The organism is Streptomyces sp. Je 1-332, assembly GCF_040730185.1.
In the GTDB taxonomy this organism is placed as follows: Bacteria; Actinomycetota; Actinomycetes; order Streptomycetales; family Streptomycetaceae; genus Streptomyces.
Genome location: NZ_CP160402.1, coordinates 3,675,795 through 3,699,816, shown reverse-complemented (window position 1 = coordinate 3,699,816; position 24,022 = coordinate 3,675,795). Strand labels below are relative to the sequence as shown.

Below are 24,022 nucleotides of genomic sequence, written 5' to 3'. Positions count from 1 at the left end.
TTCCGTACCCGGACCGCCCTACGTCGTGAACGACATTATGGCCTCGCGCCACGCCCTCGGAATCAGGCGTCCATCCGGGGCCGAGGCGGTGCCCGGGGTTAGCGTCGGCGGCATGGACGTTGATCAACGACGTTGGCGGCAGTGTCTGCTCAGCGGGGCGGTGTTCGCCGTCTGCATGGCGGGCACCACGCTGCCGACTCCCCTCTACAGCCTCTACCAGGACAAGTTCGGCTTCTCCGAGCTGACGGTCACCGTCGTGTACGCGGTGTACGCCTTCGCGGTCATCGGCGTGCTGCTGCTCGCGGGCAACGTCTCGGACGTCGTGGGCAGACGTCCCGTCCTGCTGTGGGGCCTGGGCTGCGCGGCGGCCAGCGCCGTCTGCTTCCTGTGCGCCGTCGGGATGGGCTGGTTGTACGCGGGGAGGCTGCTCTCGGGGCTGTCCGCAGGTCTGTTCACCGGGGCGGCAACGGCGTACGTGATGGACACGGCACCGCACGTCGGCGCCTCCCGGGCCACGTTCGTGGCGACGGCAGCCAACATGGGCGGCCTCGGCTGCGGGCCGCTGCTCGCAGGTGTGCTCGCGCAGTACGCGGACTGGCCGCTGTACCTGCCGTTCGCCGTGCACCTGGCGCTGGTCGCCGTCTCGGCCGTCGTCCTGCTGCGGCTCCCGGAGACCGTGCGGGAGCCGAGGCCGCTGAGCACGGTACGGCCGCAGCGGCCCGGGGTGCCGCCGCAGGTGCGGGCGGTGTTCGTGCCCGCGGGGATCGCCTCGTTCGTGGGGTTCGCGCTGTTCGGGGTGTTCACGTCGGTGAGCCCGGCGTTCCTCGCGGAGTCCCTGGACGTGGAGAACCACGCGGTCAGCGGCCTGGTCGTCGCGCTGGCCTTCTTCGCCTCCACGGCAGGGCAGTTGGCGACCGGCCGGGTCGGGCTGGGCCGGTCACTGCCCCTGGGCTGCGCCGCACTCCTCGCAGGCCTCGTGTTGCTCGCGGGCGCGCTGCACTGGGATCTGCTGGCGCTGGTGGTACTCAGCGCGGTGGTCGGCGGCTGCGGGCAAGGCCTGGCATTCCGCGGGGCGCTGTCGGCGGTGGCCGCGGCATCCCCCACGGACCGGCGCGCGGCGGTGATCTCGACGCTGTTCGTGGTCGCGTACACGGGCATCTCACTGCCGGTGATCGGAGTGGGCCTGCTGACGGGCCCGATGGGCCTGGAGGGCGCGGGCCTTGTGTTCATCGCGTGCATGGCGGTTCTGGTGTCCGGCGCGGGGGTCTACTTGCTGCGGCGGCCGGTGGGCGCGGGGACGTAGACGCGCTACAGGTTGCGGTAGACGTCACGCCGGCTACCGCCGCGCAGCCGGTACAGGCCGTCATGGCCTGGGAGTTTCTTGCTGTCCGCGTCTTCGCGACGTGGGTCGTCACCGAGTGCGGTGAGAACCGTCAGGATGCGGGTGAAGCGGAAGGCGTGTTCACGGGGTCGCCCTCGCCCTTGCCGCCGTCCGCTTCGAAAAGGTCCGCGAGGAGCTCGATCATGCTGACGGTGGGGTCGTCGCGATGCTGCTCGGCCTCGCGCGCGGCCAGCTCGTCGCTCGCCTCGTCGAGTGCGTCCAGGACCTCGATGGGGACCAAGGCCGCTACGCGCTTCCCCTTACGGGTCAGCACGGTCACTTCGCCCGCCTCGGCCTTGTCGACGACCTCGGCGAGATGGGCGCGGGCTTCACGGACGGTGACGTACTCGCTCATGAGGCGAGCGTACGCATCAGCGTGTACACGCGGCGTGATCCCGAGATCGGCCGAGGGAGGCCCCCGTCATGTGCGGGGTGCCGCCCTCGGGCGCTGAGGGCCCAAGGGCCCGGGAGGATCAGACCGCTGCCGGCTGCCTCTCCTTGCCGTCGCCTTCGGTGGGCGTCGGTGCCGAGGGGACGGCCTCGCTGCGGGCCGCCGCCGACTCGCCCGCGTCCACATCCGCGTTCAGGTCCACCAGCATCTGCTTGCTGAAGCCGAAGAAGTACGTCGCGACGAAGCCCACCGCGTAGCCGACCAGGAGGCCGCCGCCGTAGATCGCGATCGTCAGGCCCAGGCCCTTGTTGCCGTCCAGGAGGGGGAACAGGGCCCAGCCCGACGGGCCGATCGCCGTGGAGCCGACCTTCTCGCCGATCATCGAGAAGAAGCCGATGAACGCGCCGCCCGCCGCGCCGCCCACGCATGCCGTGATGAAGGGGCGGCCGAGGGGGAGCGAGACGCCGTAGATGAGGGGTTCGCCGACTCCCAGGAAGCCTGCCGGGAGCGCCGACTTGATCGTCGTACGGATGGACGTGTTGTGGCGCAGGCGCTTGTACACCGCGATCGCGCAGCCCACCTGGCCCGCGCCCGCCATCGCCAGGATGGGGAGCAGGACCGTGAAGCCCTGCTGCTCGATCAGGGTCGTGTGGATGGGGATCAGGGCCTGGTGCAGGCCCAGCATGACCAGGGGGAGGAAGAGGCCGCCGAGGACCAGGCCCGCGAACGCGCCCGTGTTGTCCAGGAGCCAGTTCGCCGCCGTGCCGATGCCCGTCGAGACCTCGCCTGCCAGGAACATCAGGCCGAAGATCGTGACCAGGCCGGAGAGCAGGACCGTGATGGTGGGGGTGACCAGGACGTCCAGGGCCTCGGGGACCCACCTCCGGCACCACTTCTCGATGTACGTGGCCAGGACCGCGGCGCCGAGGGCGCCCAGGACGCCGCCCTGACCGGGTGACAGCTTCTGGCCGAACGCCTCGATGTTCGCCACGCCCGCGTACACGATGATCGCCGCCACCGCGCCGCCCAGGATCGGCGTACCGCCGAACTCCTTCGCCGTGTTGAAGCCCACGAACACCGCGATCAGCGCCATGAAGCCGGAGGCGATCGCGGCGAGTGCCGGGGTGATGCCCGGCAGCCAACCCAGGTTGATCAGCAGGCCGTTGATGCCAGCGATGATGCCGCAGCCGATGAGGGCCGGGATCAGAGGCACGAAGATGTTCGCGATGCGGCGCAGGAAGAGCTTGAAGGGGGTTGCGTTCTTCGCTTTTCTCGCTTCCTTGATCGCTGCTCCCTGCGCCGCCAACTCCTCGGCCGTGAGGGTGAGTTCGGCCGGGGCTTCGGTGCGGCCCTCCGCCACCAGGGCCTCGAACTCCGGCGTGACGCGGGCGACGGTGCCCGGGCCCAGCACGATCTGGTACGTGTCGTCCTCGACCACGCCCATCACGGCGGGCAGTGCCTTCAGGGCCTCGTCGTCGACCAGCGAGCGGTCGGCAAGGCTCAGGCGCAGGCGCGTCATGCAGTGGGCGATGGACGTGACGTTCTGGGCGCCGCCGACGAGGGGGAGGATCGCGGCGGCCGTGGCGCGGTTCTTGTCAGTTGCCATGTGCGGGGTGCCTTGCTGTGCGTGCGGGTGGCGCTGTTCTTCCAGCGGCTGGGGGAGGTCAGTCAGGTGGTGCGGGGGGTGCGGTTCGTGCGGGAGGTGTCGAGGGCTGCCCTGAGGTGGCCGTCCGACGAGGCGAGGAGGTCGGCCGCTGTGGGGCCGTCCACCCCGCCGAGGATGGTGAGGATGGCGTTCTTCACCTCCCCGTCGGTGGCGGCGAGCGCGGCCTCGATCTCCTCGTCGGAGGCGCCGGTGGCGAGGGAGACGATCCGGCGCGAGCGGGCGCGCAGCTTCTCGTTCGACGCGCGTACGTCCACCATCAGGTTTCCGTAGGTCTTGCCGAGGCGGATCATCGTGATCGTCGACAGCATGTTGAGGACGAGCTTCTGCGCCGTGCCCGCCTTCAGGCGGGTCGAGCCGGTGAGCAGTTCGGGGCCGACGACGACCTCGATGCCGTGGTCGGCGGCAGCCGCGAGACCGCTGTCCGCGTTGCAGGAGAGGCCGATGGTGAGGGCGCCGTAGCGGGTGCGGGCGTGTTCCACCGCGCCGATCGCGTACGGCGTGCGGCCGGAGGCGGAGATGCCGACGACCACGTCGTCCGCGGTGAGGCGCAGCCCGTCCAGGTCCTCGGCCGCGAGCTCCTTGCTGTCCTCGGCGCCCTCGACCGCCGTGACCATGGCGCTCGGGCCGCCCGCGATGAGGCCGACGACCTCGGCCGGGTCGGTGTTGAAGGTGGGCGGGCACTCGGAGGCGTCGAGCACCCCGAGGCGCCCGGCCGTGCCCGCGCCCGCGTAGATGAGCCGGCCGCCGCGGGCCATGCGCTCCGCGGTGGCGTCGATGGCGGCGGCGATCGCCGGGAGCTGCTCGGCGACGGCCGTGGGCACGGTGGCGTCCTCGCCGTTCATGATCTTCGCGATCTCCGACGTGGGCAGCCGGTCGATCTCGGAGAGCTCGGGCCTGAACGCCTCCGTGGTGAGCGTGTCCAGCTGGGCGCGGAGTTCGCCGTACGTGTCCCCGGATCCGGATCCGCTTCCGGGGGCGGGGGAGTCCGTGGCGTCGGTCGTGGAGGTCATGAGGTGCGGCTCTTTCGTGTGCGGGGGGTGGCGGGTGCGGGCGTTACGGGGGTCGGCTCAGCGGGTGCCGCCGCGCGGGCTGTGGCGGTGCGCGAGCGCTTCGTACGAGGCGGCGAGCGCGGGGGCGGCCGTCTCGTACGTCCGCTGGGCGACGCCCACGAACAGGCAGTCCACGACGAGCAGCTGGCTCGTGCGCGACGACATCGCGGCGGGCCTGAGCTCGCTCTCACGCGCGGTGGAGGTGGTCAGGATGTGATCCGCGTACTGCGATACGGGGCTGCCGGGGCGGCCGGTGATCGCGATGGTCGTCGCCCCGCGCTCGAAGGCGACCCGCAGCGGTTCGATGACGTCACCGGTCGACCCGGAGTGCGTGATCGCGATCGCCACGTCCTTGGAGCGCAGGGTGACGGCGTTCGTGACGGCCAGGTGCGGGTCGGAGTGCGCGTGGGCGATATGGCCGATGCGAAGGAGCTTCTGCGCGAGGTCCTGGGCGACGAGGCCGGAGGCGGCGACGCCGTAGATCTCGGTGCGGGGCGCGACGGCGAGCGCGGCGACGGCGGCGCCGAGCTGGACGGTGTCGAGGCCGCCCGCGGTGTCGGCGAGGGTCTGCTGCTCGTCGTACGCCAGCTTCGCCACGACGTCCGCGATCGGGTCGTCGACGGCTATGTCGGCGGTGACGGCGGGCGCGCGGCCCGACTGCTGCTGGGCGGCGAGTCCGGCGAGGGCGAGCCGCAGGTCGCGGTAGCCGGGGTAGCCGAGGAGGCGGGCGGTGCGGACCACCGTGGCCTCGCTGGTGCCGGTGAGCTCGGCGAGGCCGGTGACCGTGAGGGCCGCGCAGCCCGCGGGGTCGCCCGCGACGGCTTCGGCGACGAGCTGCATGGAGCGGGTCATGGACGGTGCGAGGGTCCGCACCTTGGCCGCGAGGGCGGCCGGGGCGGGGGGCGCCGCGCCCGCGAAAATTTCCTTCACGTCATTGGTCACGCTTGAAAGATATTTTCGGACCCCGAATGGGTCAAGACCCCTTTGGTCCCGATCTCGGTCACCTGCCTCACCTCCGTTCCGGTTGGATCTTCGGCGGGTTGCGCGTGGGGTGGACAATGGCTGCATGGACGCGATCGACCCCCTGGAGCAGGCGCTGCATGCCGCTCGTGCACTTGTCCTCGCCGATCTCGTGGCGCGCGAGGTCGCCCAGGCCGAGGTCGTCTCGCTGGTCGAGGAGTCGGTGGCGCACCGCCGCTGGTGGGTCGAGCAGTGGCCCGAGGGCGTCGAGTACGTGGCGGGCCTGGTCGCCCAGGACGTCCAGGACGCGCTCCTGGAGCGCTACGGCCGCTGGCCGCTCTGCCCGGTCTGCGGCGCGGGTGACCCGCACGCGCTGGACGTGGAGCCCGAGTTGGGGCCCGACCCGCACTGGGTGTGCGGCAAGGCGGGCGTCGTGGTGGCCCCGGTGGGCGGCCTGTCGTGACGGTCTACATCGACCCGCCGACGTGGCCGGGTCACGGCCGCATGTGGTCCCACCTGGTCAGCGACGTCTCGTACGAGGAACTGCACGCGTTCGCCGCGGGCATCGGCGCCCCCGCCCGCGCCTTCGAGCGCGACCACTACGACCTGCCGTCGCACCGCTACGAGGACGCGGTCCGCGCGGGCGCGGTGGAGATCGGCTCCAAGGAACTGGTGCGCAGGCTCACGGAGGCGGGGCTGCGGCGGCCGAAGGGGCGGCCGGCGTAGCGGTGTCGCTCGTGTCGCTCGTGCCGCTCGTGCCGCTCGTGTCACTCGTGCCGCCCGCCGATGCCGTGACCACGCGGCTCGGTGTCCTGCGGTGCAGCCGCAGGGACGCGTTGACCGCGATGATCGCGACGGCCGTCATCGCCGCGCCCGCCCACGCCGTCGAGGCGTAGCCCAGGTCGAGGTCGATCACCGTGCCGCCGAGCCAGGGGCCGCCGGTGTTGCCCAGATTGAACGCGGCCGTCGTGGTCGCGCCGGCCAGGGTGGGGGCGGCGCCGGCGACGTTGAACATCCGGGCGTTGAGCGCCGGGGCGGTGTAGAAGGCGGAGACGCCGAGGAGGAAGGAAAGGGCGATCGCCACGGCCGCCGTGCCGGCGAACAGCGCGAGCGTCACGAGGAACACCGTCGAGGCCGCGATGCCGCTGAGCAGGACGCCGAAGAGGTGCGCGTCGGCGACGCGGCCGCCGATCGCCGTGCCGATGAGGGCGCCGAGCCCGAAGAGGCCGAGGACGGTCGGCACCCAGCCCTCGTCGAGGCCCGCGACGTCCGTCAGGAGCGGGGAGAGGTACGAGAACGCGCAGAAGACGCCGCCCGCCGCGAGGGCGGTGACGGCGATGGAGAGCCAGACCTGCCGGTCGCGGTAGATGGTCAGCTCCCGCTTCAGGCGCGGCTTCTCGGCCGGCAGCGGGATGCGCGGGATGAGCGTCAGTACGCCGACGAGAGCGATCGCGGAGGCGGCGCCGACCGCCCAGAAGGCGGACCGCCAGCCGAAGTTGTCGCCGAGGAAGGCGCCGGCGGGGACGCCGAGCACGTTGGCGATGGAGAGGCCGCCGATCATCACGGCCATGGCGCGGGCGCGTTGGTTGACCGGCACCATCGCGATGGCGACGGCCGCGCCGACCGCCCAGAACCCCGCACAGGCGAACGCGCTGACGACGCGGGACGCGAAGAGGATCTCGTACGTGGGCGCGAGCGCCCCGGCGACCTGGCCGAGTCCGAAGACGGTGATGAGCGTGATGAGGGTCGTCCGGCGGGGCAGCCGCAGGGTCGCCACGGCCAGGAGGGGGGCGCCGATGACCATGCCGATGGCGAAGGCGGAGATGAGGAGGCCCGCGCGGGGGATGGAGACGTCCATGTCGTCCGCGATGGGGGGCAGGAGCCCCGAGAGCATGAACTCGCTCGTACCGAGAGCGAAGACGGCGAGGCCGAGGATGTAGACGGCGACGGGCATGCGCTTCGGGGCTGGGGTGGGCATAACAGTGGGGAACGCTGGGGGTGGGGCGCGGCATTCCCTGGGTGCCCGCAGCCGCCTCCATTACCCCCGCCTCCGTTACCCCCGCCCCCGCTAACCCCGCCGCAGGTAAGCCCGGAGGTCCCCGCGGTCCGAGGCTCGGACGTACGACGCCCGGAGGGCCACCCTCTGCGAGGGCTCGTTGGCGGGTTCGATCAGGGCCAGGAGCGCGGAGAGTTCCGGGCGGGCCAGCGCCCAGGCGGAGAGGGAGTCCAGGGCCTCCGAGGCGTACCCCCGGCCCCGCGCGCCGACCGCCAGGTCATAGCCGACCTCGGCGATCCCCTCCTCGTCCGGCGGCCCGTGGAAGCCCATGCCGCCGACCGCCACCTCGTCCTCCGCCCGCACCAGGGCGAACATGCCCCACTCGGGCCGGTGCACCCCGGACGCGTACGCCTTCGTCACCATCTCCGCGGCCCGCCGCGTCCCGTCGAAGGGCCCGCCCTCGATCCACGTCAGGCCCCCCGGCCCGCCCGCCGCGAGATCCGCCGCCGCCGCGGGGGAGACCTCCCGCAGCGCGATCCGGCCCGCGGGGATCGAGAGGGCGTTGTGCCAGCGCCACTTGTCGAGGCGGGGGCGCCCCGGCAGGGTGCCGCGGCCCGTGGCCCAGAGCAGCGTCGCCCAGTGGTCCTCGGGTGCGCGCGCGGGCGGAACCTGCGGGAAGAGCCAGGCGAGCACCGCCTCGCAGAGCGCGGCCGGCGGCTTCGCGTCCACGCCGAGGGCCTGCGCGATGTCGTACGTGTGCAGCAGTACCTCCGCGACGCCCATCGCCGCGAAGCCCACCGCGTCCGCGCTGCCGTGCGGGTACGGGTGGTAGGCCCTGACCCCCGGCGGCGTGGTGCGCACCACCGCCGAGAGCAGGCCGCCGGTCGACTCGATGACGCGGATCGCGTCCTCGGGGCCCGCGCCCTCGTCGAAGGCGATCTCGAAGGGCACGTACGCGTCCTGCGCGCGGCCCGTCAACTGCCCCGCGTACGCGACGAGGTCACCCGCGATGTGCTCGGCCGTCTCCAGGCAGCTCCAGTCGAGGCCACCCGCCCGCACGCTCCAGTCGAGCCCGACTGCCGCACGCAGCACCTTCGCCGCGTGCGCCACGGCTTCCTCGACCTGGTCCCCACCCATGGAAAGCATGCGGCGAGCGTACGGGAGCGTCAGGCGCCGAGCAGCTGCAATTCCGTCGCCAGGTTCTCGCGCGCCGGGCCCTCCCACTCGGCAGCTCCGTGCGGCGTGCGGAACAGCCGGGGCAGGGCCAGGAGCTGCCGGAGCACCGCGGCCCGACCCGCGCGGAAGTCCTCGTCCGGCACGAAGGCGTACTCCTCGCGGACAGCGGCGGCGTACGCGGCGTAGGCGTCCGGGGCGGCGGCCAGGATCGCCAGGTCGGCGTCGCACAGCGTCTCGCCGTTGTGGTCGCCGTCGGCGGGGTCGTGGGTGACGGTCAGGCGGACGAGGCGGGCCACCTCCGCCGTCGCGGCGGGCATCAACCCGCTCTCCTGGAGGGCGCGTTCGGCGAGGCGGGCGCTGCGTTCCTCGTTCTCGGAGCGGTCCGGTGCGTACACCGCGTCGTGGAACCACGCCGCGAGCCGTACGAGGTCGGGCTCCTCGGCGTGCTCCTCCAGTACGTCGATGTGATCGAGGACCGCCGAGAGGTGAGCGGTGGTGTGGTACCGCCGCTGCGGCTCGGCCCAGCGCGCGAGCAGGTTGTCCGCGTAGGGCGCGGGGTCGGGGGTCCCTTCGCTCACGCGCAGCAGGGTCGCGTGCCAGCGGGCGCGGAGTTCCTTGTCGTGGTGGGGCATGGGGGGACTCTAACGCGTGGATGCGTTGATACCCCCAGGGGGTGTAGAACGGGGAGGGGCTGGTGTCCTTACCCCGTTGTCATGCGTGGCGGAGGGGGGTTGGCTTGCGGCATGACTGCGACCACGTACACACATGACGAGGCGTACGATCCCGAGCGCCCGGGACGCCTGCTGCGCACCGAACGCGACCTGCTGATCCCGCTGTTGAGGGCCGCCGACGACTCCGCCTACGCGATCAGGACCTGCTGTCCGGGCTGGACGGTGCGGCATGTGCTCGCGCACTGCAGCTCGGCGCTGGCGCGCGTCGTCGAGAAGCGGTTCGAGGAGGGCGTGTACAGCCCGGAGAGCAACGACCGCGACATCGCCGAGCGCGCCGACTGGCCCAACTCCCGCATCGTGGACGAGCTCGAGCACGGCATGACGGAGGCGGGTGCGGTCATGGTGGCGTTCAAGGGGCGGCTCGACGGTGTGGCGCTGGGGGAGTGGGTGCATGCGGGGGATGTGCGGGAGGCGTGGGGGCTGCCGGGGGCGTATGGAGGGGCGGGGCTCGGGGATGCGTTGACGCTGCTGGGGGAGTACAGCAGGTCGACGTCGGCGGTTTCGCTGCATGCGGATGTGGACGGGTGGGATGAGCCGCTTTCCCTGGGCGTTCCGGACGGCCGGCGTCCGCCGGCCCGCTACATCGGGGACGCGCCGACCCTGGTCCGTCTGTACACGGGGCGGCCTCTTGCGGGGACGCGGTATGAGTTGGCGGGGGCGAGGGAGGGGGAGCTGCCGCTCTTCGACTGAGCGCCGGCTTCCCTGCGGGGTCGCGGCTGCGGGCGGGTCGTGACTGGCCGCGCGGTTCCTCGCGCCCCTGGGGGTGGTGGCGCCCGTCTTGTACCTGCGGGTGGGTTGTGGTTGCTCGCGCCGTTCCCCGCGCCCCTGGGGGTGGTGCCGGTCGTCTTGTGTCTGCGGGCCGGTTGTGGCTGGTCGCGCAGTTCCCCGCGCCCCTAGGGGTGGTGCTCGCCGTGTGTGACTGCTGCGCCGTCGTGGCTTGGCGCGCAGTTCCTCGCGCCCCTTCGGGGCGCCCCGAAGGGGCGCGGGGAACGGCGCGAGCGACCACGACGCGCCCGCGGGCGGGAGGGGGTTTAGGGGCGCGGGGAACGGCGCGAGCAACCACGGCGTGCCCGCAGGTGGGAGGGGGTTTAGGGGCGCGGGGAACGGCGCGAGCAACCACGACGCGCCCGCGGGCGGGAGGGGGTTTAGGGGCGCGGGGAACGGCGCGAGTAACCACGATGTGCCTGCAGGTGGGTGGGGGTTTAGGGGCGCGGGGAACTGCGCGAGCGACCCCCACCGGCCCGCAGGAGATGCTGTCTCGCTCAGTGCGTGTGGGCCGGGGGCTGGGACTCGGTGGGGCCCCCGGCGGAGCCGGTCCGGACCGTGAAGGCGGCCGTCCGCACAACCCCCTCATGCTTGAAGTCGAGGAACAGCCGATAAGCGCCCCCGCTAGGAGCCGTCGCCGCGAAGGAGACGCCAGGCCCCGGCTTCGTCCGCCCATCACCGGGCCCACCGGTGGGGTGCACATGGAGGTACGCCAAGTCACCGGCCCGCAACGCGACCAGGTGCCCGTACGAACCCAGGTACGGCTGAAGATCGGTCACCGGCCTGCCGTTCTTCTCCACGTTCAGCGTCACGTCAGCCGCCTTCCCCGGCTTCAACTCGCCCTGGAGAGTGACCTCGTAGCCGTCGACCGAGGTCCGCGCCCCCGCCCCAGGAAGCGCCTTGGGAACGTACCTGCCCGCCACCGCGAGATCCGCCCCCAGCGTCAGCCCCTCCTTCGCCCCCGCAGGCTTGAAGTCGGCGAAGACGCGGTAACCGCCCGCCTCCGGCAGCTCGACCGGAGTCGACCAGGTACCGTCCGACGCCCGGGTCGGGTGCAGGTGACGGTAGGTCGTCAGGTCACGTGACGCGACGATGAGGTGCAGCTCCTTGCCGTGCTCCCTCTCGTACGCCGTGACGTTCTTGCCCCGACCCTCCTTGACCACCCTGAACCGCAGCTCCTCGCGCTTCTCGGCGTCGATGCGGGAGGTCTGGAGGTCGAGGGCGTAACCGCCCTCGGAGATCTGCAGACCACCGGGCACGGCCTCCGCGTGCCCCGCGGAGGCCTCCTCGCCGGCCGGCTTCTCCTTCTCGCCCGTGTGCCCGCCATGCCCGCCGTCCTCGCTCGCGGGCTTCTTCTCCGCGGTCACGGGGTCGACGCCCTGGCCCACGCTGTACGCGGTGCCGAACGTCGCGGCGACGGCGGCGGTGAAGGCGGTGATCTTCAGTCCGGTGTTCATGACAGCTCCCGAGTGCGAGTGGAGTGGGCCGGTCGTCCGGTCGTCAGGTCGGCCGCTCCTCGTACATTCGAAGATACCCCCTGGGGGTACCAAGTCAAGCCGGAACCGCCCTTGCGTCTGGTACCCCCCAGGGGTATAAACGGACCCCGTCAGAGGTACCCGCCCCGGGTACCCTCGGAATCTGCCCCCGTCACAAGGAGCCCGCAGCCATGTCGACCACACCCGGCACCCCCGAGGTGGCGTCCACCGCCGAAGTGGAACTCGCCATCGGCGGCATGACCTGCGCCTCGTGCGCCGCCAGGATCGAGAAGAAGCTCAACCGCATGGACGGCGTCGAGGCGACCGTCAACTACGCCACCGAGAAGGCCAAGGTCAGCTACCGCGGCCAGGACGTCGCCGTACAGGATCTGATCGCCACCGTCGAGGCCACCGGGTACACCGCGCAGGAGCCCGCACCGGCCCGCACGGGGGAGTCGGACGCGGACGGCGGCGAGCGGGAGGCGGACGACGAACTGCGGCCGCTGCGCGAGCGGTTGACCACCGCCGTACTGCTCTCCCTGCCCGTCGTCGCGATGGCGATGATCCCGGCCCTGCAGTTCGAGTACTGGCAGTGGCTGTCCCTGACCCTCGCGGCGCCGGTCGTGACGTACGCGGCCTGGCCCTTCCACAAGGCCGCGTACACGAACGCGCGACACGGCGCCGCGACGATGGACACGCTGATCTCGGTCGGCACATCGGCCGCGTTCGTCTGGTCGCTGTGGGCGCTGTTCTTCGGCACGGCCGGGACGCCCGGCATGACCCACCCCTTCGAGTTGACCATCTCCCGCACGGACGGCGCGGGGAACATCTACCTGGAGGCCGCGGCGGGCGTCACCGCCTTCATCCTGGCCGGGCGGTACTTCGAGGCCCGCTCCAAGCGCAAGGCGGGCGCGGCCCTGAAGGCGCTGCTCCAGCTCGGCGCCAAGGACGTCACGGTCCTGCGGGACGGCGGGCGTGAAGCGACCATCCCTGTGGGCGAGTTGACGGTCGGCGACCGCTTCCTCGTGCGGCCCGGAGAGAAGATCGCCACCGACGGCCGGGTCGTCGAGGGCGCCTCGGCCGTCGACGCCTCCATGCTCACCGGCGAGTCCGTGCCGGTCGAGGTCGCCCCGGGCGACGCGGTCACCGGAGCCACGCTCAACGTCGGCGGGCGCCTGGTCGTCGAGGCCACCCGCGTCGGCGCCGACACCCAACTCGCCCGTATGGCCAAGCTCGTCGAGGACGCGCAGAACGGCAAGGCGGCGGCCCAGCGCCTCGCCGACAGGATCTCCGCGGTCTTCGTCCCGGTCGTCATCGCCCTGGCCGTCGCCACGCTCGGCTTCTGGCTCGGCAACGGCTCCGGACTCACGGCGGCCTTCACCGCCGCGGTCGCCGTACTGATCATCGCCTGCCCCTGCGCCCTGGGACTCGCGACGCCGACCGCCCTCATGGTCGGCACCGGGCGCGGCGCCCAGCTCGGCATCCTGATCAAGGGTCCGGAGGTCCTGGAGACGACCCGCAAGGCCGACACGATCGTCCTGGACAAGACCGGCACCGTCACCACCGGCAAGATGACCCTGCTCGCCACGCATGTCGCGGACGGCACGACCGAGGACGAAGTCCTGCGTCTGGCAGGGGCGTTGGAGCACTCCTCGGAGCACCCCATCGCCCAGGCCGTCGCCACGGGAGCGGCCGAGCGGGTCGGCACGCTGCCCGCGCCCGAGGACTTCGCGAACGTCGCGGGCCTCGGCGTCCAGGGCGTCGTCGAGGGCCACGCGGTCCTGGTGGGGCGCGTGGCGCTGCTCAAGGAGTGGGCGATCGGGCTCCCCGTCGAGCTGGAGCGGGCGAAGGCGGAGGCCGAGGCGGCCGGGCGTACGGCCATCGCGGTCGCCTGGGACGGCGAGGCGCGGGCCGTCCTGGAGGTGGCGGACGCGGTGAAGGAGACCAGCCCGGAGGCGATCCGCCGCTTGCGTGCCCTCGGCCTCACGCCCATCCTTCTGACCGGCGACAACGAGGCGGTCGCGGCGTCGGTGGCCGCCGAGGTGGGCATCGCGGCCGAGGACGTCATCGCGGGGGTCATGCCGCAGGACAAGGTCGACGTGGTCAAGCGCCTCCAGTCGGAGGGCCGGAGCGTGGCGATGGTCGGCGACGGCGTGAACGACGCGGCGGCGCTCGCCCAGGCCGACCTGGGCCTGGCGATGGGCACGGGCACGGACGCCGCGATCGAGGCGGGCGACCTCACTCTCGTACGGGGAGACCTGCGCGCGGCGGCGGACGCCATCCGCCTCTCCCGCAGAACGCTCGGCACGATCAAGTCGAACCTCTTCTGGGCCTTCGCCTACAACGTGGGCGCGCTGCCGCTGGCCGCGGCCGGCCTCCTGAACCCGATGCTCGCGGGCGCCGCGATGGCGTTCTCCTCGGTCTTCGTGGTCGGCAACTCGCTGCGGCTGCGGGGTTTCAAGCCGCTGAGCTGAAGGCCGGGGGATGACGGTCTTAACTCCCGGTCAGTTCGACGTGTACATGTCTTTGCGATCACCCCGGCGCGCATGAGGCGCGCCGGGGTGATCTGCGCGTAGGCTGGGTAATTGGACTAGACCTATGTGTGGCGTATACGGAGACCTCCGTGTCGCCCACCCCCGGTCGCCCGCCCCGCGGCCCCGGACCCTAAGGAAGACATCCATGAGCAAGCGTGCAGTCCTGGAGGTGATCGCCCTCGACGCCGAGGACGCCGTCGCCGCCCAGGCCGGAGGCGCTGACCGCCTCGAGCTGGTCACCGACATGGCCGCGGACGGCCTGACCCCGTCCCGCGGGACCTTCGCCGAGATCCGCGCCGCCGTGGACATCTCCCTGCGCGTGATGCTGCGCCTCGCGGACGGCTTCGACGCGGGCGACGTCGACGCTCTCGTACGCCGTGCGCGCGAGCTCAGGAACGCGGGCGCCGACGAGTTCGTCCTCGGGTTCCTCGACGAGACGGGCGGGCCCGACCTGGCGGCGGTGGAGACCGTGGTGGGCGCGCTCGACGGCTGCCGCTGGACGTTCCACCGGGCCATCGACAGGACCCCCGACCGCGACGCCCTGCGCAAGCAGCTCGCGGACCTGCCCGGCCTCGACACCTATCTCACCGCGGGCGCGGCGAGCGGCGTGGACGACGGCCTGCCCACGCTGCTCGCCGAGGCGGCGCGCTCCGGCGAGCAGGGCTACGAGCAGCAGATCCTGGTCGGCGGCGGCCTGCGCCTCGACCATCTGCCGCAGCTCAGGGCGGCGGGCGTCGACGCGTTCCACATCGGCGGGGCCTCCCGGCCCGACGGCTGGTCGGCGCCGGTCTGTGCCGCGGCCGTCGCCCGGTGGCGGGAAGCGCTGGACGGCTGATCGTTCCCGGCGCGGGACGCGATACAACTGGTCCGACAAGGAGGGGACTTCATGCCGACACCAGCAGACCAGACGCGTCCCGCAGACAAGGCGCGTGCCACGAATCAGAAACTTCCCACGGGCAAGACGCGTCCCGGGGGCGCGGAGCGGTTGCTCGCGGCCGGGACACTGTCCGTCGCCGCGACGCTGCTCACCGGGACCGTGGCGCTCTACATCTCACTCGTCGCGTTCGGGAACATAACCGACTTCGACTCCAACCAGCAGTTCGTACGCCATGTCCTGGCGATGGACACCACCTTCAAGGACGACGACCTGATGTGGCGCGCGGTGGGATCCACCGCGCTCCAGGACACCGCGTACGTCGCGATCATCGTCTGGGAGACCCTGGCCGGCCTCGTCCTGCTCACGGCGACGGTCCTGTGGGCCGGGGCCCTGCGCCGCCCCCAGGGACTGCGCCGGGCGCGACGGACGGGCACGATCGGGCTGCTGATGATCCTCGTGCTGTTCGGGGCGGGCTTCATCGGGATCGGCGGCGAATGGTTCGCCATGTGGCAGTCGGAGGACTGGAACGGCCTGGACGCCGCCACGCGGGTGGTGACCCTCGCGGGCCTCGTGCTCCTCGTCACGCACCTGCCGTCCGCCGCTGCCCCGGCGGACGACTCGAGCGGCCCCGAGGAGAACGCCTAGGCGGCGAGCTGCTCCGGCAGTGCGGCGGCATGCACGACGGTGAGGCCCGAGACGGCGCGGGTCAGGGCGACGTACAGCCGTCGTAGTCCCGTCCGCTCGTCGGGCTCGCCGTCGACGACGGCGGCGGGCTCGTCGAGGACCACGTAGTCGTACTCAAGTCCCTTCGCGAGGGAGGCGGGTACGAGCGTGAGCCGGGACTCCGCGGTGGTCTCGTCGCCGGGCGAGAGGTACGTCATCCCCGCGGCGCCGAGTGCTTCGGCGAGCGCGGGGATACGGGCGTCGGCGGCGATGAGCCCGATGGACCCCTCCTGCCGCAGCGACTCGACGCAGGCTTCGACGGACGCGGCGTCGAGATCCGCCGTGCGCCGCACCACGAGCGAACCCGGCGACTCACGCACGGACTTCACCTCGGCGAGCCCGGGGGCGATGGAGGGCAGCAGCCGGGAGGCGTACGCGATGACCTCCCGCGGCACACGGAAGCCCGCGGTGAGCTCCTCCACCACCGCCTCGCCCTTCCCCAGATGCTCCAGGGCCTGCTCCCAACTCCGCGTTGCCCAGGGGGTGGTGCCCTGGGCGAGGTCGCCGAGGACGGTGGTAGAACCGGTGGTGCAGCGGCGCCCTACGGCGCGGTACTGCATGGGGGAGAGGTCCTGCGCCTCATCGAGCACGACATGCCCAAGGGAATGGGTCCGGGCGACGAGATCGGTGGCCTCGTCGATCAACACGGCGTCGGCGGCCGACCACTTGGCGGTCTTGAGGCTCCGCGCGGGCTTCGTCCAGAGGATCAGCTTCTGCTCGTCGTGATCGAGGATCCCCTCGGCGTGCTGGGCGAGGAAGTCGGCGTCGGAGAGCAGCCGCAGCACCAGCTTCGCGGGATCGACAGGCGGCCACATCGCCTTGACGGCGGCTTTCACCGCGGAGTTACGGGCGACGGCGTCCTGCACACGGTCGTCGGGGGCCTCGCCGGCCTGCTCCATCCGGACGAGCACGGCGTGCGCGATGCGCTGCGGCAGGGCGTCGCGGGCGGCCCCGTACCGGATGTCGCGGTCAAGCAACTCACCGACGATTTCCTCGAGTTCGTAGGCGGGAACGCGCCAGCGCCGTGACCCGCGTACCACGACGACGGGCTCGTCGGGCATGGTGACGTGGGACCGCAGGGCCTTGCGCAGGACGGCGGCCATGCGGGCGTCACCCTTGACGACGGCAGCGGCGGCATCGTCCGTCCCCCGCACCTCCACATGGGCGACGAGGTCGTCGACGGCGGCCTGCTTGACCTCCAACTCGCCGAGCGCGGGCAGGACTTGCTCGATGTAGTGCAGGAAGGACCTGTTGGGCCCGATGACGAGGGTGCCGGTCCGGGCGAGGCGCTCGCGGTGGGCGTAGAGCAGATAGGCGACGCGGTGCAGGCCGACGGCGGTCTTGCCGGTGCCGGGTCCTCCCTGCACGCACACGGAGCCCCCGAGGCCACTCCGGACGATCTCGTCCTGCTCGGGCTGGATCGTGGCGACGATGTCGCGCATGGGGCCGACGCGGGGCCTTTCGATCTCCTGCTGGAGCAGCTTGCTGGTCTGCTCGGCCTCGTCGGGGCGGGCGTCGGCGTCGCTGAGGTGCTCGTCCTCGTACGCGGTGAGTTCGCCGCCCGTGTATCCGAACCGCCGCCGCAGGGCGATGTCCATCGGCGCCTTCTTGGAGGCGCGGTAGAAGGGCTGCGAGACGGGGGCGCGCCAGTCGATGACCATGGGGTCGCCGTCGGCGTCGTGGACGTGCCGCCGCCCGATGTAGAACTGCTCGCCCTCGGCGCCTTCCGCCTGATCGGCGCCGGGGGCGTGGAGATAGTCGAGCCGACCGAAGAAGAGGGGGGTGTGGGAGAGGTCGGCGAGGGACTTGATCCGCTCGTCGAGCTGGCTCTGCAGGACGGCGGCGTTGACCCAGTTCGCGGTGACGTCGCGGATGTCGAGTGCCTCGGCGTCCTCGCGCATGGCTCTCAGGGCCGAGCGGGATGCGGCCAGGTGGTTCCGCTCTCGGGAGAGGGGGTCGGGCTGGGCGTGCACGGTTGCCTCCGGCGGGCGGGGGTGTGGGGTCTGGGCCGGCCGGTTGCCGACCGGGCGGTGGCGGGCGCGAGGCACGCGGGCAGACCGGGCATCTTATGCCCCACCCCCACCCCGGGCCACCGAATTTCCCCCCGGGGCGGGAAGGCCGCCGACCTGCCTTTCCCGGGGCCCGCATCCGCCCCTTGCCGAGCAGACCTCTCCCCCCCACCCACCCGATCACCCCGCATCCACCCCTGCCGAACAAACCTCTCCCACCCGCCCGCCCGATCACCCCGCATCCGCCTCGCCCCGAACAGGCCTTTCCCGCCCACCCGCCCGATTGCCCCGCAGCGACTGGAGGGGTGGTCAGCCTGGTGGGTGGGTGGGTGGGCGGCGCGGAAGTGGGGGTGGGGGCAGCGAGGGGCGGGGTGGCCGTGGGGGTGGGTGGGTGACGTACGCGGCTAGGGAACCTGCGTTGAAGCCATCCGCAGTCGGCAGCGCGCGCGAGGGGTCGTGTCGGTATGTCTGCCCGGAGCACGGTTCGCGGCGCTCCGGGGGCGAAGTAGCAAGCCGGCCACCGGACGATAGCGAGGACGGACATACCGGCGCGGCCCCGCACCCACACACGGACCAGCTCCGTAGCGCCACGCACCCGCAGTCGGCAGCGCGCGCGAGGGGGCGTGTCGGTATGTCTGCCCGGAGCACGGTTCGCGGCGCTCCGGGGGCGAAGTAGCCCCGCGGTCACCGGACGATAGCGAGGACGGACATACCGGCGCGGCCCCGCACCCACACACGGACCAGCCCCGTAGCCGCACGCACCCGCAGTAGGCGGCGCGCGATGGCGAGGGTGGACATAACGGCGCGGCGCGGCCCCGTACCCGCCGTCGGACCGGGCCCGAGGTCCACTAAGGTCGCGGGCGTGCAGGAACCCTCTGTTGTTGGTGAGTCGCCGTGCGTGACGGACTGGCGGTCCGCCCCCGCCGTCATCCTCCTCGGCGGCTCCCTCCTCGCCCTCGCCGCCCTCTGCCTCGCTCAACGCATCCCCATGGCCGACACCCTCGTCTACCGGGCGGAGGGCGCCGCCGTCGTGGGTGGGCGGGATCTCTACGGGTTCACCGTCACCGAGTGGAAGCTTCCGGCCACCTACCCGCCCTTCGCCGCCCTCCTCTTCGTACCCACCACCTGGCTCCCCCTCCCCGCCCTCAAGCTCACCTTCCTCGCGGGGAACGTCGCCCTCCTCGTCCTGTTCATCCACCTCTCCACCCGCCTCGCCGGCCTCCCCACCCGCACCGCCCCCCTCCTCGCGGGCACCGCCCTCGCGCTCTGGATCGAGCCCGTCTTCCAGACCATCCTCTTCGGGCAGATCAACCTCGCCCTCGGCTGTCTGATCCTCTGGGATCTCACTCGCGCACCCGGCACCCCCGGCAAAGGCATCGCTATCGGCATCGCCGCCGGGATCAAGCTCACCCCCGCCATCTTCATCGCGTACCTCTTCCTCACAGGTCGCGTACGCGAAGGGCTCACCGCCACCGGAGCCCTCATCGGCACCGTCGCGCTCGGCGCGGCGGTCCTCCCCGCCGCCAGCGTCGACTTCTGGACCCGCCGCATCTTCGAGACCGGCCGCGTCGGCAAGGCGTGGATCGTCGACAACCAGTCGATGCAAGGGCTCATCGCCAGAGTCACGCACGACCCGCACCCCGGCCTCCTGTGGGCCGTCCCCGCCGCCCTCATCGCCGCCCTCGGGCTGTGGCTCGCCGCCCGCACGCCCAGCGAACCCCGCGGCGTGCTCATCACCGCCGCCACCGCGCTCCTGGTCTCACCCATCAGCTGGTCCCACCACTGGATCTGGTGCGTACCGCTCCTGGTCCTGCTCATGGCGGAGGGCCGCCCCCGCCTGACCGCGGCGGTGGCGACCCTCTTCACGGCCCGCACCCTGTGGCTCGTACCGCACCAGGGTGGCCTCGACCTGCAACTGCCGCACTGGCAGCAGCCGCTCGCCTCGCCCTACCCCCTGCTCGCCCTGGCGGTCGCAGCCGTCCTCAGTTGTCGGCCAGCAGCTCGTCCGCGTCCACGATCCGGTACGCGTAACCCTGCTCCGCGAGGAACCGCTGCCGGTGCGCCGCGAAGTCCTGGTCGATGGTGTCCCGCGCCACGACGGAGTAGAAGCGGGCCTCATGGCCGTCGGCCTTCGGACGCAGCACACGACCAAGCCGCTGCGCCTCCTCCTGCCGGGAGCCGAACGTTCCCGACACCTGGATCGCGACCGTAGCCTCGGGCAGGTCGATCGAGAAGTTCGCGACCTTCGAGACGACGAGTACGGAGATCTCGCCCTCCCGGAACGCGCCGAACAGCTTCTCGCGCTGCGCGTTCGTCGTCTCGCCCTTGATGACCGGCGCGTCCAGATGCTCGCCGAGTTCGTCGAGCTGGTCGATGTACTGGCCGATGACGAGGGTCTGCTCCCCGGCGTGCTTGCGCACCAGCGCCTCCGTCACCTTCCGCTTCGTGGCGGTGGTGGCGCAGAAGCGGTACTTCTCCTCGGCCTCGGCCGTCGCGTACGCGAGGCGCTCCGAGTCCGTCAGGTTGACCCGCACCTCGACACAGTCCGCGGGCGCGATGTACCCCTGCGCCTCGATCTCCTTCCACGGAGCGTCGAACCGCTTGGGGCCGATGAGGGAGAAGACGTCCGACTCGCGGCCGTCCTCCCGCACCAGCGTGGCCGTCAGGCCGAGCCGCCGCCGCGCCTGGAGGTCGGCGGTGAACTTGAAGACGGGCGCGGGCAGCAGGTGAACCTCGTCGTAGATGACCAGGCCCCAGTCGCGGGAGTCGAAGAGTTCGAGGTGCGGGTAGACGCCCTTCCGCTTCGTCGTCAGGACTTGATACGTGGCGATGGTGACCGGGCGGATCTCCTTGCGCGTACCGCTGTACTCGCCGATCTCCTCCTCGGTCAGCGAGGTCCGCTTGATCAGCTCGTGCTTCCACTGCCGCGCGGAGACCGTGTTGGTCACCAGGATCAGCGTCGTCGCCTTGGCCTCCGCCATGGCACCGGCCCCGACCAGCGTCTTTCCGGCTCCACAGGGCAGCACGACCACACCACTGCCGCCGTGCCAGAACCCCTCGACGGCCTGCTTCTGATACGGCCGCAGCGCCCAGCCGTCCTCCGCGAGGTCGATGCGGTGCGCCTCGCCGTCGACGTAACCGGCGAGGTCCTCGGCGGGCCAGCCCAGCTTCAGGAGGGTCTGCTTGACCTGGCCGCGCTCGGAGGGGTGGACGACGACGGTGTCCGCGTCGACCCGCTCCCCGACCAGTGGCTGCACCTTCTTGGAGCGCAGGATCTCTTCCAGGACCGGCCGGTCGGTGGTGGTCAGGACCAGGCCGTGCGTGGGGTGCTTCGAGAGCGTGAGCCGGCCGTAGCGCGCCATCGTCTCGGCGATGTCCACGAGCAGCGCGTGCGGCACGGGGTAGCGGGAGAACTCCACCAGCGCGTCCACGACCTGCTCGGCGTCGTGCCCCGCGGCGCGGGCGTTCCACAGCCCGAGCGGCGTCACGCGGTAGGTGTGGATGTGCTCGGGAGCACGCTCCAGCTCCGCGAAGGGCGCGATGACACGGCGGCAGGCCTCCGCCTGCTCGTGGTCGACCTCGAGCAGGAGAGTCTTGTCCGACTGGACGATCAGGGGACCATTCACGCGCGCACCCTTTCGGTAAGCCAAACGTCCAGTGTGCCGCATGGCGCGCGCATACGGCCCGGACCGCGGGGCCGCCTATGTCACAGGCCCGGCCCGGCTCCCTCAGTCGTCCGCCAGCTCCGCGACGCCCGTGACCCGGTGCAGGGGGTACGTCTTCACCTCGTCCGCCGTGTGGTCGTACGCCGTGACGAAGCCGCCCTCCACCCGGATCGGGGCGATCACGCGCTGGCTGGCCGAGCCCTCCGCGTTGACGTAGCCGATCCACACCGCCTCGCCGGTCAGGACCGCGGCCTGCATCGTGGCGAGGGTCTCCGCGGCGGTGGTGCGGGGCAGCGCGTCGCCCTTCTCCGGGGTCGCCTTGCGGGGCGCGGTCGACGCGAGGTCGCCGGCGCGGATGGCGCGTACGGCCGTGCCGATCAGGGTGGTGTCGGGCAGCGGCGGCCCGTCGTGGACCGGCTCCGGTCTGGCGCGGGGCGGCGAGCGGTGGGCGTGCGCCCGCGTGATCAGTACGTCGCCCTCGGCGCTCTCCGCGGCGGGCGCGAAGCCCATCCCGCGCAGTCCTTCGAGGAGCGCCCCGGGGTCGGCCTGCGCGGCGAGCACGGTCGGCGCGAGGCGGCGCAGGCGCAGGCCCTGGGAGCGCTTGTCGGCGAGGATCTCGTTCAGGAGGGCCTCGTCGTCGCAGCGTACGTACGCGGACGCGGCGCCGATCCGCAGGTGGCCGTGTTTACGGGCCACGTCGTCGATGAGGTACGCGAGGGGCTGCGGCACCGGCGTACGCGAGTGCGCGGCCAGGAAAGCGTGCAGGTCGGATGCGGCCTTGCCCGCGTCGAGCGCGCGGCGCACGGAGCCGGGCGTGAAGCGGTACACCGTCGCCCCGCCCTTCGACTCGACGTCGGCGAGCACGGACAGCGTCTCGGCGAGCGGGCGCTCCAGCGGGCCCGGGGCCACGGCCGTGAGGTCGGCCTGGAGCAGGACGTGGTCGAGCGGTTCGGGGAGCAGGGGGGCGAGGAGTCTGGCGGCTCGGGCGCCGGAAGCGGCGAGTTCGGCGGGGGAGGGGTGAGGGGCCGCGGCTCCCGCGGAACCGTCCTCGCTCTCGGAACCGAGCAGCGCCCGTCCGTGCGCGGACAGCGCCCCGCGTCCCGTGACGCCCAGCAACTCCGCCTCGTTCAGCGTCCATTGGGCGATGCGGGCGCGCAGTTCCATGGGGGCGTTGGCGTGGGCGTGGGTGCCGGGGGATGTACTTGGGGCGCCCGGGGTGCCGGAAGTCGTGCTGCCGCGCGGGGGGCGCTCCCAGCGCAGGCGCGCCAGCACCGACTCGGGGGTCGGGCTCGCGCCGTCCGGCAGGGTGGTGAGGAGCGTGAGCACGCGGCGGCGGATCTCCGGCGCCGATGAGCGGTCCAGGTGCGGGCCGAGCGCCGACAGCGTGCGGTCCTTGCCGTCACGGCCGCCGATCAGGCCCGCCGTGCGGGTCGCGGTCAGCCATGCCGTGGCCAGGATCGACCAGCGCTCGGCGGCGGGCAGTTCCTGCCAGTCGTCGTAGGCGGGCGTCGCCGCGTACCGCTCGTCCGCCTCGCCGTCCGACGCCACGAGGCCCGCCGCGTAGGCCAGTTCGACCCAGAACGCCGCCACCGGCTCGGGTACGTCCAGGGCGACCGCCGTCCGCTTCAGGTCGCGCACGCTGAGGCCGCCCGCGCGGAGCACGGTGGGGCCGCCCTCGTCCCAGTCCTTCAGGAGCTCCTCGACCGTGTCGAGCGCCATGTACGCCTGGCTCGCCGCCGCCGCGTCCACAGCCTGTGGACGGTGTTCGCGCAGCGGCTCGACGGCGGGCGGAGCCGGTTCGAGCACGCGGTGGGCGCGGCCCGCGCGCAGGTGCAGGGCCGCCTCGCGGGGGAGTACGACGGTGCCGGGCGCGGTCGGAAGCAGCAGCCCGCGGTCCAGGAGCCACCGCAGGTGGCGGGCCGGGTCGGCGGTGACCTGGCCGTACGGCGGTCCCCAGACGAGCCGCGAGAGCACTTCGACGGACTCGGCGGGGGCTTCGTCGAGCAGCGCGGACATGCGGGTGCGGTCGGTGAAGAGTTCGGTGAGGGAGCGGACCGCCGAGACCGCGTCATGGGTGGACGGCAGCCCGGCCGCCGCCACGATGTCCTGCATGCGGTTCGGCGACATGCCCGCGGTGGCCTCGGCGACGGTGGGTCCGAGGCCGGTGGGGGAGGGGTACTGCGGGGCGGGGGCGAGGAGTTCGCGTGCGGTGCGGACCAGGCGGAGGCGGTCGTCGGAGCCCCAGACGATGGCTTGCTCGCGAAGGGTGGCGACGGCGGCGCGAAGCGTGGAGGAGACATCGGCCTCCCCGCCCTCCTCGTCCCCGGCGACGAGGGCGTGCAGTTCCTCGTACGTCGCTGGTTCCGGAGCCACGGCGAGGGCCTCGGCGACCTGCTGGGCGAACCGGTCGAGCCGCTCAAGGGCGCGGACCACCGAGGCGCGGGTGGCTGCGCGGGTGGCGAGCTGGGTGAGGTCGTTCGGGACCGGCGTGAGCAGGTCGGGGCGGGCGTGGAGCAGCGCGCCGAGGGAGGCGTCGTCACGGGAGCGGAGTGCCTCGGCGAGGGACCGGGGGCTGTCCGCTGGGCGCTGGGGCTGCTCGTCGGTGCTCATCAGGCTCACGGTAG

18 protein-coding genes and 2 pseudogenes are annotated in these 24,022 nt (G+C 72.4%); 8 read left to right on the top strand and 12 right to left on the bottom strand.

The genetic code is table 11. From position 1 onward, the window contains the following. Positions 1-112: 112 nt before the first annotated feature. A complete protein-coding gene (locus ABXJ52_RS16570; protein ID WP_367043192.1) occupies positions 113-1,303 on the top strand; it encodes an MFS transporter in 1,191 nt (396 codons plus the stop codon). Between the two features lie 32 nt (positions 1,304-1,335). On the opposite strand, the pseudogene ABXJ52_RS16565 reads toward ABXJ52_RS16570, so the two are convergent. The 5 genes and pseudogenes from ABXJ52_RS16565 to ABXJ52_RS16545 form a co-directional block, all read right to left on the bottom strand. After that, positions 1,336-1,440, bottom strand: a pseudogene (locus tag ABXJ52_RS16565) (type II toxin-antitoxin system RelE/ParE family toxin); the annotation flags it as partial. Then, complete coding sequence (locus tag ABXJ52_RS16560; RefSeq protein WP_367043189.1) at positions 1,434-1,736, bottom strand: type II toxin-antitoxin system Phd/YefM family antitoxin; 303 nt, start codon at positions 1,734-1,736, stop codon at positions 1,434-1,436. The pseudogene ABXJ52_RS16565 and the gene ABXJ52_RS16560, both read right to left, overlap by 7 nt. 118 nt (positions 1,737-1,854) lie before the next feature. Beyond that, on the bottom strand, positions 1,855-3,378 hold the full coding sequence (locus tag ABXJ52_RS16555; RefSeq protein ID WP_367043185.1) for a PTS transporter subunit EIIC: 1,524 nt from the start codon (positions 3,376-3,378) through the stop codon (positions 1,855-1,857). Positions 3,379-3,440: 62 nt separating this feature from the next. Further along, complete coding sequence (gene murQ / locus ABXJ52_RS16550) at positions 3,441-4,448, bottom strand: N-acetylmuramic acid 6-phosphate etherase (protein WP_367043182.1); 1,008 nt, start codon at positions 4,446-4,448, stop codon at positions 3,441-3,443. Positions 4,449-4,505: 57 nt separating this feature from the next. Further along, a complete protein-coding gene (locus ABXJ52_RS16545; RefSeq protein ID WP_367043178.1) occupies positions 4,506-5,429 on the bottom strand; it encodes a MurR/RpiR family transcriptional regulator in 924 nt (307 codons plus the stop codon). A 124-nt stretch (positions 5,430-5,553) separates the two neighbouring features. Here ABXJ52_RS16545 and ABXJ52_RS16540 point away from each other — a divergent pair, with 124 nt between their 5' ends. Then, the gene (locus tag ABXJ52_RS16540) at positions 5,554-5,910 is read left to right on the top strand and encodes a hypothetical protein (protein WP_367043173.1); all 357 of its coding nucleotides are present in this window, start codon (positions 5,554-5,556) and stop codon (positions 5,908-5,910) included. After that, complete coding sequence (locus ABXJ52_RS16535) at positions 5,907-6,173, top strand: DUF4031 domain-containing protein (RefSeq protein WP_367043171.1); 267 nt, start codon at positions 5,907-5,909, stop codon at positions 6,171-6,173. The genes ABXJ52_RS16540 and ABXJ52_RS16535 overlap by 4 nt, the downstream gene beginning before the upstream one ends. Here the strand turns inward: ABXJ52_RS16535 and ABXJ52_RS16530 are convergent. From ABXJ52_RS16530 to ABXJ52_RS16520, 3 genes are all read right to left on the bottom strand, one after another. Beyond that, a complete protein-coding gene (locus ABXJ52_RS16530; RefSeq protein ID WP_367049095.1) occupies positions 6,130-7,401 on the bottom strand; it encodes a Cmx/CmrA family chloramphenicol efflux MFS transporter in 1,272 nt (423 codons plus the stop codon). The genes ABXJ52_RS16535 and ABXJ52_RS16530 overlap by 44 nt on opposite strands. Positions 7,402-7,515: 114 nt before the next feature. Next, positions 7,516-8,589, bottom strand: coding sequence for a GNAT family N-acetyltransferase (locus tag ABXJ52_RS16525; RefSeq protein ID WP_367043167.1), 1,074 nt, complete (start codon positions 8,587-8,589; stop codon positions 7,516-7,518). 20 nt (positions 8,590-8,609) lie between these two features. After that, entirely contained in the window at positions 8,610-9,251 is a 642-nt protein-coding gene (locus ABXJ52_RS16520; RefSeq protein WP_367043164.1) for a hypothetical protein, read from the bottom strand. 111 nt (positions 9,252-9,362) lie between these two features. Between ABXJ52_RS16520 and ABXJ52_RS16515 the strand changes: the two genes are divergently transcribed. Further along, a complete protein-coding gene (locus ABXJ52_RS16515; RefSeq protein ID WP_367043161.1) occupies positions 9,363-10,040 on the top strand; it encodes a maleylpyruvate isomerase family mycothiol-dependent enzyme in 678 nt (225 codons plus the stop codon). A 572-nt stretch (positions 10,041-10,612) separates the two neighbouring features. Here the strand turns inward: ABXJ52_RS16515 and ABXJ52_RS16510 are convergent. Beyond that, entirely contained in the window at positions 10,613-11,572 is a 960-nt protein-coding gene (locus tag ABXJ52_RS16510) for a hypothetical protein (RefSeq protein ID WP_367043158.1), read from the bottom strand. Positions 11,573-11,781: 209 nt separating this feature from the next. Between ABXJ52_RS16510 and ABXJ52_RS16505 the strand changes: the two genes are divergently transcribed. The 3 genes from ABXJ52_RS16505 to ABXJ52_RS16495 all read left to right on the top strand — a co-directional run bounded on the left by ABXJ52_RS16505 (position 11,782) and on the right by ABXJ52_RS16495 (position 15,646). Further along, positions 11,782-14,064, top strand: coding sequence for a heavy metal translocating P-type ATPase (locus tag ABXJ52_RS16505; protein ID WP_367043155.1), 2,283 nt, complete (start codon positions 11,782-11,784; stop codon positions 14,062-14,064). Between the two features lie 205 nt (positions 14,065-14,269). Continuing rightward, positions 14,270-14,959 carry a copper homeostasis protein CutC gene (locus ABXJ52_RS16500; RefSeq protein ID WP_367043152.1) on the top strand — a complete coding sequence of 230 codons (690 nt, stop codon included), beginning with the start codon at positions 14,270-14,272 and terminating at the stop codon, positions 14,957-14,959. A gap of 51 nt (positions 14,960-15,010) precedes the next feature. Next, complete coding sequence (locus tag ABXJ52_RS16495; RefSeq protein ID WP_367043150.1) at positions 15,011-15,646, top strand: DUF2165 domain-containing protein; 636 nt, start codon at positions 15,011-15,013, stop codon at positions 15,644-15,646. Here the strand turns inward: ABXJ52_RS16495 and ABXJ52_RS16490 are convergent. Next, positions 15,643-17,697, bottom strand: a complete 2,055-nt coding sequence (locus ABXJ52_RS16490) for an ATP-binding domain-containing protein (protein ID WP_367043148.1) — start codon at positions 17,695-17,697, stop codon at positions 15,643-15,645. The two genes, ABXJ52_RS16495 and ABXJ52_RS16490, sit on opposite strands and share 4 nt — an antisense overlap. A 1,024-nt stretch (positions 17,698-18,721) precedes the next feature. Between ABXJ52_RS16490 and ABXJ52_RS16485 the strand changes: the two are divergent. After that, positions 18,722-19,711: pseudogene (locus ABXJ52_RS16485) on the top strand (glycosyltransferase 87 family protein); the annotation flags it as partial. A gap of 4 nt (positions 19,712-19,715) precedes the next feature. On the opposite strand, the gene ABXJ52_RS16480 reads toward ABXJ52_RS16485, so the two are convergent. Both ABXJ52_RS16480 and ABXJ52_RS16475 read right to left on the bottom strand, forming a co-directional pair. Continuing rightward, complete coding sequence (locus ABXJ52_RS16480; RefSeq protein ID WP_367043145.1) at positions 19,716-21,359, bottom strand: DNA repair helicase XPB; 1,644 nt, start codon at positions 21,357-21,359, stop codon at positions 19,716-19,718. Positions 21,360-21,461: 102 nt separating this feature from the next. Next, positions 21,462-24,008 (bottom strand): helicase-associated domain-containing protein, encoded by a 2,547-nt coding sequence (locus ABXJ52_RS16475; protein WP_367043143.1) that lies wholly within the window; start codon positions 24,006-24,008, stop codon positions 21,462-21,464. Positions 24,009-24,022: the final 14 nt, after the last annotated feature.